Genomic DNA, 10,525 nt, shown 5'->3' with positions numbered 1-10,525 from the left:
TGCTTCTGCTTCTGCTTCTGCTTCTGCTTCTGCTTCTGCTTCTGCTTCTGCTTCTGCTTCTGCAGGCACATCGTCGTCAGTACCTTCCAGTTCGGCAAGTAATTCGTCGGCTAATGCATCAACTTCTTCAGGCTGATATTTCTCTGCCGGTGCATCTTCCTGACCTGCTTCAGTGGACTCAAAAGCAGGCTCTTCTTCAACGTCATCTTCTGAAGGTTGAAGTTTTGCCTCATCGTCCATATCGGTTTCAGCTTCTGCTTCCTGCTCGTATTGCGCATTTTCAATTTCAGCAATAAGTGCGTCAGCATCTGACGATAAAGAATTCTCTTCTTCATCAGGTTCCGGCTCTTCTGAGACTTCATCATCAGATAGAGTTACGTCTTCAACAGAACCTTCGTCGTCATCCGGTAGTTCTTCTTCCGGTGCAGACCCGTCTTCTCCGGTAACAGCTGGTTCAGCGAATTCTTCATCAACAGGCAGCTCTTCCGGCTCTGCAGTCTCTTCTTCAACAGGTTCATCCAACTCAGACAACGCATCAGAATCATCCGGTCCGGTTGTATCATCGTCAGAAGTCAGTTCGCTTTCCGGTTCAGCCTCATCAGCGACGTCGTCTTCAACTGTTGCGTCATCGTTCTCAACGGCTTCTTCTGCCAGATCATCTTCAGCTACGTCACCTTCTGCTGTGATATCTTCTTCAGCACTTTCTTCTGCAGGGCCTTCTGCTGTAAAACCGTCTTCCGGTAAGGAAGCATCGTCTTCTGAAATTTCCTGCTCTTCAGGGACATCATCGCTAACTGGCGTCTCATCTGAATTCGCCAATACATCATCGCCAGGAATGTCAGTTTCAGCTGCAAGTTCTGGTATTTCTTCACCGGCCGGATGTTCGTCTGTCGCTGCAGACTCTGGTTCGACTGATTCATCTGACTCAGGCAGGTCAACGTCAACCGGTAACTCGTCTTCCGCCAGCTCCTCTGATTCGTCCTCTGTTACGCCCTCAGATTCCAGTTCTGCCAGCAGGTCATTGGTCAGATCGTCATCAATATCTGCCTCAAATTCACTATCTTCGGAGTCTTCCTGCAATAGTGCTTCATCAGCAAGCGCATCCTGCTCTCCGGATAATTCTTCGGCTTCCAGCTCTGCCAGTAATTCATCTGATAAGGTATCTACTTCATCATCTTCAGCTTCAAGTTCAGCCAGCAGTTCGTCGGCAAGCGCGTCGTTTGCATCGTCAACGCCGGCGTCATCCTCGTCACTGTCCTGTTCGCCCTGGAGCTCTGCAATGAGGTCATCAGAAAGCGGGTCAGTAAACTCGCCGGCATTTTCCATATCCTCAACGTCAATTTCGTCAAGGTCTTCGCTGAATGCGTCAAGATCCTGAATAGCCTGAGGTGAAGGCGCTGATTCTGTAGTGATCTCGTCTTCTTCATCCTCATCGTCGCCCAGCATGTCCGCCATCTGGTCGAGTTGGTCCATTTCCGTGATGATATTGTCTGTGAGACGGTCCAACTCCTGATTCTGATCATTGATTTCACGGTCAATTTTGCCGAGCATGTCGTCATCAACATCGCCGTTATCACTGCCCATGACCGAATCAGACTGATGCTCGTCGAGCAAATCGTCGATATCAATTTCCGGCTTGTCTTCTTCGTCCGCTGATGGCGATTCAAATTCAGCCAGAATGTCGTCCGGGTCAATATCCTCGTCATCTTCCTCTTCCGTTGCAGGCTCTTCAGCTGAGCCTGAATTTGCATCCAGCAATGCATCGATATCAAAATCATCAACGTCTGCTGCACTGTCAGCAGCATCTGTTTCTGCACTACTTTCTTCTGCCGCGTTATTATCAGCGGAATTTTGTGCCAGCAGCGCATCAATGTCATCGTCAGCCACCATTTCAGCAGCCGGCTCCGCAGGTGCTTCCTCTGAGGAAGCGTCTGCGCTGTCATCGTCATCACCGGACAGATCAATGCCGTCCAGATCGTCCACATCAGGCACCAGTGAATCATCAGATAACGGCTCATCATCGAACAAACTGTCCAGTTCATCCTGACCTAACTCGGAATCACCGTCTTCGAAAGCAAAATCGTCATCCGGAACCAGCATGTCATCATCAAGGTCAGCGAAGCTTTCGAGATCATCGTCCAGTGATTCTTCCAGTTCGTTGGATAACACATCATCTAACAATTCATCATCGTTAAAGAGTTCGTCATCTGACAATTCCGGCGTGTCATCCAGCTCAGGCACAATCGCTGCCGGGGCGGCAGCAACAACCGGTGCGGTGTCGGCGGTAGAGACCTGCGCCACAGGCTGCATGGGATCATCTTCTTCTTTCTTACCCCGTTTGAGGAACCAGGCAACCAGTCCGCCCACCAGTAATAACGTGAGGATACCCGAGCCGATGATGAGGCTCATGGGTTGCATCAGCGTATTCATAAACGACGCGTCTTTTTCAGCCTGACGCTCCGCCTGTTCCTGCTGCATCATTTGCAATAACTGCTTTTGTAACGCAGTTTGCTCGTCCATCTGATTCTGCACGTCCCCTTCCACCTGGGTACGCAGAGACGCTAAATCATCGTTAACCTGTTCAACACGGGTATATAGCTTGCGGTTTTCATCCAGAATGGCCTGCACGTTTTCCAGCGAGGCAGCAAATTGCTGTCGTAATTCATCAAATTGCTGAGTTTGCTGACTGTCCAGACGGGTAATTTTGTCTTCAATTGCGGAGCGGGTAGAACTGAGATCCTGCTGGTTTACCAGCGGCACCGGCGGTTTAAGATTATTCAGGCTGCTGCCGGGCTTGCTTTCCATACGGGCAAAGCTGTCATCATCCTGCTCGGCACGTTGTTTCGCTCTCACAGGATCAATGCGGGCAACATAACGCTCAGACGGAAGTTTCAGAACAGCGCCGTCAACCAGTAAATTAAGGTTTTGCTGCTCAAAAGAATCAGGGTTCAGTTCATAAATAGCTACCATCACCTGGTAGACAGAAAGGTTCTTATTTTGACGGTAGCGGTCGGCTATACGCCAGAGGGTATCGTTGTCGTCTATAGGACCATAAACATTGCCGGAGAACTGACTGGTGGCACCTTTCGGCCCGCGGATGGCAGTTTCCCGTTCCTGAGCCTCACCGGAATCAGGGATTGCCGTCAGCAGCAATAAAAAAATAAGCAAGCCCGTAACATGCGATTTCATAGCGTTCCTATATGCCCTCAAGCGTCTACCATGACGGTGTCATGGTGGCCAGGCCATGTGGTGTAGCCAGTACACGGACAAGCCGGCACACCGCTGCCTGTTATTCTTATAATGCCGGAGCCTGATGCTCCGGGCGTGCCGGATTGCTTCCGGCGAGTCAGAAAACCGTCACTCACAGAATAAAACCTGTGGTTTCACGGGGTTATGCAAGCTTTAATCCATGATGACAAGCCCGCACAGGTTACTTACCAAAACTATAAACCAGTTAACGGTAACTATCTAGAAAAAGGCCGTTTTCTTCTGCCGATGACAGTCTGTAAAACAGCCTTTTCATTGTTTTATCGGCACAAAGGCGCAGAAGTTTACCTCTGCGCCGGGTGTTTACAGATAGTCTTTGATCAGGGTTTCAGCGATCTGAATGCTGTTCGTTGCCGCCCCTTTACGTACGTTATCAGACACCACCCACATATTCAGGCCGTTGGGATGAGAAATATCATCACGGATGCGGCCCACGTGTACCCAGTCATTGCCACTTGCACTGCTCACCTGAGTGGGGAACGCTTCTCTTTCTTCGTACACCTTCACGCCGGGTGCCTGTGCCAGCAACCCTTTCACTTGCATGGCATCCACCGGCATGCGGGTTTCCAGATGGATGGCTTCACCGTGTCCGTAAAAAACCGGCACGCGCACAGCAGTAGCATTCACCAGCACACTGTCGTCACCGAGGATTTTTTGCGTTTCCCACACCATTTTCATTTCTTCTTTGGTGTAATCGTTGTCCATGAAGGCGTCGATTTGCGGAATGGCATTAAAGGCAATCTGACGGCTGAATGCTTCCGGTGTAACCGGCCGGGTGTTCAGCAGGTTGGCGGTTTGCAGTGCCAGCTCTTCCATTGCACTTTTGCCGCCACCGGAAACAGACTGGTAGGTGCACACGTTAATACGTTCAATGCCGGCGATTTCATGGATGGGCTTCAGGGCCACCATCATCTGAATGGTTGAGCAATTCGGATTGGCAATAATATTCCGGTTGCGGAAGTCTGCCAACGCATGGGGATTCACTTCAGGCACAACCAGCGGTACATCCGGCTCGTACCGGAAATGTGAGGTATTATCGATAACGATACAACCTGCATCTGCCGCAACCGGAGCAATACGGGCGGAAATATCGCCGCCTGCAGAGAAGAAACCAAACTGTACCAGCGTCCAGTCAAAATCATCGGCGTTCAATACTTCAATTTCTTCGCCTCTGAAGTTAATGGTTGTGCCGGCAGAACGTTCGCTGGCCAGCGGATACAGGGTTCCTACCGGAAACTTACGCTCTTCGAGCAACTCAATCATGGTTTGTCCGACCAGGCCTGTTGCACCCAGTACCGCCACATCAAAAACTTGTGACATTATTCTTTTCTCCTGTCGGTACGCTGAAAGTTTCAACGCACAAAATTAAATTGAAAACCCAGGCCACTCAGTTGCTCTGTTATGCCTTCTGAAACCGGTGCTGCAAGTCGCAGAAAACCGGCACTGCATTCCCTTCTGGCAGGATAATGCTTACGCAAATTAAGAAACCCTTCTTTACCGGTACCACGGCGAAACAGCCCGTCGTCTTTGCTGACGTCGTATACAGACAAGATCAGGTCAGACAACGTAACCCAGTCCAGCGCTTCGGCTGTGGCATCAGGCACGTCAAAATGACGGGCTTCCGGCGCAGTTAAAAAATCTTCCATAGTGAGTTCAGGCGTTACACCCATGGCTTCACACACATGTTCATATGCCATTTGCGTTCCCCGCAGCTTACCTTCAACGGAGTGACCGGCAATGTGAGGCGTGGCAAACCACAAATACGGCAACAATGCCTGATTGATCTCAGGTTCATTGCGAAACACATCGAGTACCACCAGCGGTGGCTCAGGTTGTTGTAAACGTGTGAGCAACGCAGGTTCATCTATGACTTCACCGCGACAGGCATTGATCAGCAACTGCCCTGCACGCAGACCGCTTATACGTTCTGCATTAAGCAAATCCACGGTGGGATGAGGTCCGTCTTTGACAAAAGGCACATGCAGGGTAATGACATCACAGGTCATGATGGTGTCCATGCCGGTAAAATGCCGGTTGTCACCGGCGGCCTCAAGAGGCGGATCGCACAGAACATGGGCAATGTTAAGTGCATGCAGTCTTTCTGCCAGTGCACTGCCTACATGTCCGGCGCCGACTACACCAACAGTAATACGGCTTAAATCCAGCTTGCCCTGACGGTGAGCGTTCATCAGGACACTCACCACATACTCAGCAACGGCTACTGCATTGCATCCACCGGCAGAGCGCCATGGCACACCCGCCTGTTCCAGGGCGGTTTTATCCAGATGATTTGTGCCCGCCGTCGCCGTAGTTACCAGCTTTAACTGCCCGGCACCGGACAGCAGCGCTTCGTTCACTTTGGTGGTGGATCTGACCGCCAGATAGTCAGTACCATGAAGCGCTTTTGCATCCAGCGAAGGACCATGAAACGGTGAAGCCTCGCCGAGCGCTGAAAAATAGGCCATTCCCTGAGGGATACTTTCTTCGAACAAAATGCGGGTCATATCAAACACTGTCAGACTTGCTAAGGCCGGTATAATACTGGAACATAATGTAATTCACAAAACGAAACGCCCGCAGCGGATAACCGGTGCGGGCGTTTATCATTTATAGCGGTATAAACAGTCTTCTGACTGCTTACTTATCCGTTGTAACGCTGGATAACCAACGTAGCATTTGTACCGCCGAAACCAAAGCTGTTAGACATAATGGTATTCAGGGTAGCTTCGCGGGTGGCGGTCACAATGTCCAGGCCAGCCGCTGCATCGTCCAGCGTATCAATATTGATAGACGGCGCGATGAAGTTGTTCTTCATCATCAGCAAGCTGTAAATCGCTTCATTCACGCCGGCAGCACCCAGAGCATGACCAGTCAGAGACTTGGTTGCACTGATTGGCACGCCGGACTGACCGAAGACTTCCTGAATAGCAGCCAGTTCTTTCACATCACCCACCGGCGTAGATGTGCCGTGCGTGTTCAGATAATCGATAGGTGCATTAACATTCTGCATGGCCATCTTCATGCAGCGTACCGCACCTTCACCGGAAGGCGCTACCATGTCGTAGCCGTCTGACGTTGCGCCGTAACCTACCACTTCACCGTAGATGGTAGCACCACGGGCCAAAGCATGTTCCAGCTCTTCTACAACAACCATACCGCCACCACCGGAGCTGACGAAACCATCGCGGTTAGCATCATAAGTACGGGAAGCAACAGACGGGTTGTCATTGTATTTCGACGACAACGCTCCCATGGCATCAAACTGGCTGGACAGTGACCAGTGCAGTTCTTCACCGCCACCGGCGAATACCACATCCTGTTTACCCAGCTGGATCAGTTCCAGGGCATTACCAATACAGTGAGCACTGGTCGCACACGCTGAAGCGATAGAATAGTTCACACCTTTAATTTTAAACGGTGTTGCCAGACAGGCTGAAACTGTAGAGGCCATACAACGGGGAACCATGTAAGGACCCATACGTTTTACGCCCTTCTCACGAAGAATGTCTGCTGAAGCAACCTGATTTAATGATGACGCACCGCCGGAGCCGGCGATAATACCAGTGCGTTCATTTGAAATATCTTTTTCTTCCAAACCGGAATCAGCGATTGCCTGTTGCATTGCCACATAAGCATAAGCAGCGGCATCACCCATAAAGCGCATAACTTTACGGTCGATGTGCTCTGATAAATCAATGTCCACATTACCCCAGACCTGGCTGCGCAGACCCATTTCAGCGAATTGCTCTGAAAAAGTGATACCTGATTTGCCTGCTTTCAATGAAGCCAGCACTTCGTCCTGATTTACACCAATGCTGGACACGATGCCCAGACCGGTAATAACTGCTCTTCTCATAACTAACCCTTTATTTTGATGGGGCATATGGTAACGATTTTCATCCGTAAACTGGTCTGCTCTTTTTACTTAACGTTTTTCCCATACCGTTTACACGTACCCTGCCCCGTCATTTATGTCTTATCTGCCCCTGCTATGATTACCAAAAGCCGAAAACGTTCAGCTTTTCATCAACACAGAGAAAACAGGCTTCAACCCCGCGTGTTTGCTTTGCTCAATGTATCATGCAAGGTATGATCACCCAATGTTTGTCTTGCAGAATATCAAAACGTGAAATCCCGCACTGCGCAAGTTTATTTTAACGACAGCGGCACTCCGGTTGCTGACGACTTCGATGACGTCTATTTTTCCAACGACAGTGGCATTGATGAAACCCATCATGTGTTTATTGCCGGCAACGATATTCCGGCGCGCTGGCTGGCACATACCCGCCGCGACTTTGTTATTGCTGAAACCGGCTTTGGCACCGGCCTGAATTGCCTGGTGGCGATGCAGGCCTTCGCTGCGTTCAGAGCAGAGCATCCTGAGCACCCGCTGAAACAGCTTTTTATCCTCTCAACAGAAAAATTCCCCATGGCCAGAGACGATCTGGCCAGGGCACTGACCGCATTTCCGGTATTAGAGGAGGCAGCAAAGGCGCTGTTGAATAACTATCCCCTATCCATTCAGGGTTGCCACAGACTTCACTTTGATGAATTTCACACCACGCTGGATTTATGGATTGGCGATGTTCATGAATTGCTGCCCCAATGGCACGTACCGCCCCGCGGGATGATTGATGCCTGGTTTCTGGACGGTTTTGCGCCCGGTAAAAACCCGGACATGTGGACGGAGGCTTTGTTTTCACAAATGGCCAGAGTATCCAGACAAGGCGCAACCTTCGGCACGTTTACCGCAGCAGGGATTGTGAAACGGGGCCTGAGAGACGCCGGTTTTGTTGTTGAAAAACGTAAAGGTTTTGGCCGCAAGCGCGACATGCTGGGCGGATATTTTGATGGCCAGCACCCTGCTCCTGCCGCACCGCCTTACTCCCGTTTTAATAACGATGCAGTCACGGCAAACCACCGCATAGCAATTATCGGCGGCGGACTGGCAGCAGCGGCTCTGGCCCGGAGCCTGAGCCGTACAGGGATATCTGCCACTGTCTTGTGTGCAGATGAAACCCTTGCTCAGGGTGCATCGGGTAATCCTCAGGGTGGTTTTTATCCGCAGCTTCACAGTGAGGCCAGTATTGCCAGTCAAATTCAGGCTCACGGCTTTTTATATGCCAGCCGGGTTTACCGGCAGTTACCGGAACCGTTCACACATGACTGGTGTGGCGTACTGCAACTAAATTTCAGCGAAACGGTAGGTGAGCGACAGGCTAAATTGCTGGACAGCGAAGTCTGGCCAGAAGCGCTTGTATGCGCCATATCCAGGCAGGATGCCAGTGATTTTGCCGGTGTACCGTTGCCCGCCGGCGGACTGCACATACCGTTGGGTGGCTGGGTTTGCCCGCCGGAACTGGTCAATGCGTTAATCGCCGGCTGCGACGAAAATATCCGGGTTCAGACCAGCGCAATCGTCACTGCCGTTACTGAACAGGAAGATGGCGTCACCCTTTGTGTTAACGGAGAAGAACAGCAGTTTGATTACGCGGTGATTGCCACCGGTGCTGACAGTATCCATATTCCGCAGATGACGGCGTTGCCACTTCGTCCCGTGCGGGGCCAGGTAGAAGCTATTCCCGGCCAGCCTTCAGTCAGTGCATTGCGAACCGTACTTTGTCATAAAGGCTACATGACACCACAAATGGACAACCGCCATGCTCTGGGGTCTACCTATGGAAAAGATGATACCCGGTGTGATGTGCGTGAAAGCGACACACAGACAAATCTGGCGACACATAAAAAAGCAATGGGGGCAGACAGCTGGGTAGCGCAGCTTCAACACGACGGAAAAGCCAGAGCAGCAATCCGTCTGACACTGCCGGATCACCAGCCCGCAAGCGGACAACTGTTGAGTAATGACGTGTTGTACGAAGAATACCGCGCCCTGAGCACCGGAAAGCCACTCAGCAGCCAGACACAGCCGCCTGCCGGCAGACTGTTCACTTTAACCGGACTCGGCTCAAGAGGGTTAACTACAGCGCCGTTAATGGCGCAAATTTTAACAGGCCAGTTAACCCATACACCGCTGCCGGCACCGGAGTCTTTACTTCAGGCAACCGCACCGCAAAGGTTTGCTATCAGGAATTCAATCAGGGGAGTGGCGCCCTGAGCCGGGCAGAGTGCTATGGAGATGGTTGAGTCATAACACCATGCCGGCGCAGAGCGGCAATTTGAATATGGCATTCAAACGCCAGTATGAATAATAATCCAGCCTGCCCCGATAGGAAAGTATTTATCGGTGGCCGGCAGGAAATCTCATACTAAAAGATGACTATTTTCCGGTTTGACTGCCGCTGTTCAGCGCAGTAACCATAAAAGATGGAATAAGCAGGCTGGTACTGGCGACAACCTGATGCTTCTCAACGGACACAATACGTGCATTGACCCGCACGCCTCTGGGCTCTTCGATAAGGGTACCGGTGAGAATATGATCCATCTGCATTGAGCGGCTCTGTATCTCACCGGTCCGTGTCATGGCCAGGTCACCAAAAGGCGTGACTGTTAACGCATCAGCCATTTTAAAATCCACAATACCCACACCAAAACTCTGCAATTCTGCGATGAGCAGTTCAGCCAGCTGATTTCCCATCACAGTGGTTTCCTGCAGTGACCGGTTCAGCCTTACGAAGCTTGCCACACCAATTAAATCGTTGCTGCTAAGCTGGGTAGCAGAGTCCATCAGTTGCATTGCCAGCTGGGATGCATAGTCAGCCAGCGCTTTGTGTGTTCTGTCCGGCTGATAGCCGGTTACAAGAGGATCGTGCCACTCAACCGCTACCGGCCCTGTCTGTTCACTGGCCACCATATTACGGTCACGGGAATCAGGCCGGTATTGCCATTGTGCTGTCTCAGGCACCGCTGCCATGGTCACCGGTGCGTTGCGCTCAGGTGCAATGACCTCTGGTGCAGCTTGAGTCACTACATCAGTCTGCGGATAGGAAGTCGCCGCTGAAGTTGAAGATGAAGCTGCAGTTTGCTCTGCGGGCTCAATATCATCAGCAGATTGCATTCCCCCCTGAACCTGAGATTTTTCATTACCGCTCAGCAGGCCGTCATGATTCCCCGGCATGTCAGCTGCACTGTCACCCGGCGGTTGCGCAGGCTGCGTGTGAGCATCTCCCTCACCATCCATGTAAGCATGGTAATGTTCATCAATGGTAGTACAGGCGGAGAGCCCGGCTACCAGCATAACAGCCAGTAAACGGCCTGATATTACTGTGATAGCCGGAACTGAAGGTTTGGCAAACGTCAT

The 10,525-nt window shown here is 51.2% G+C and carries 6 protein-coding genes; 1 reads left to right on the top strand and 5 read right to left on the bottom strand.

Annotated features, from left to right (window positions below; all coding sequences use genetic code 11):
• The 4 genes from AC4PME_RS13210 to fabB all read right to left on the bottom strand — a co-directional run.
• Nucleotides 1-3,189: FimV/HubP family polar landmark protein (locus AC4PME_RS13210; RefSeq protein ID WP_491046811.1), on the bottom strand; the 3,189-nt coding region annotated here is incomplete at its 3' end.
• A gap of 381 nt (nt 3,190-3,570) precedes the next feature.
• Nucleotides 3,571-4,587 carry an aspartate-semialdehyde dehydrogenase gene (locus AC4PME_RS13205; RefSeq protein WP_491046810.1) on the bottom strand — a complete coding sequence of 339 codons (1,017 nt, stop codon included), beginning with the start codon at nt 4,585-4,587 and terminating at the stop codon, nt 3,571-3,573.
• A 32-nt stretch (nt 4,588-4,619) separates the two neighbouring features.
• Complete coding sequence (locus AC4PME_RS13200) at nt 4,620-5,771, bottom strand: 4-phosphoerythronate dehydrogenase (RefSeq protein WP_491046809.1); 1,152 nt, start codon at nt 5,769-5,771, stop codon at nt 4,620-4,622.
• A gap of 137 nt (nt 5,772-5,908) precedes the next feature.
• A complete protein-coding gene (gene fabB, locus AC4PME_RS13195) occupies nt 5,909-7,123 on the bottom strand; it encodes a beta-ketoacyl-ACP synthase I (RefSeq protein WP_491046808.1) in 1,215 nt (404 codons plus the stop codon).
• Nucleotides 7,124-7,393: 270 nt separating this feature from the next.
• Between fabB and mnmC the strand changes: the two genes are divergently transcribed.
• Entirely contained in the window at nt 7,394-9,382 is a 1,989-nt protein-coding gene (mnmC, locus tag AC4PME_RS13190; protein ID WP_491046807.1) for a bifunctional tRNA (5-methylaminomethyl-2-thiouridine)(34)-methyltransferase MnmC2/FAD-dependent 5-carboxymethylaminomethyl-2-thiouridine(34) oxidoreductase MnmC1, read from the top strand.
• 162 nt (nt 9,383-9,544) lie between these two features.
• On the opposite strand, the gene AC4PME_RS13185 is transcribed toward mnmC, so the two are convergent.
• Nucleotides 9,545-10,525, bottom strand: a complete 981-nt coding sequence (locus AC4PME_RS13185; RefSeq protein WP_491046806.1) for a FlgO family outer membrane protein — start codon at nt 10,523-10,525, stop codon at nt 9,545-9,547.

Source organism: Alteromonas sp. (genome assembly GCF_984505615.1).
This window is presented reverse-complemented; position numbering and strand designations above follow the sequence as displayed.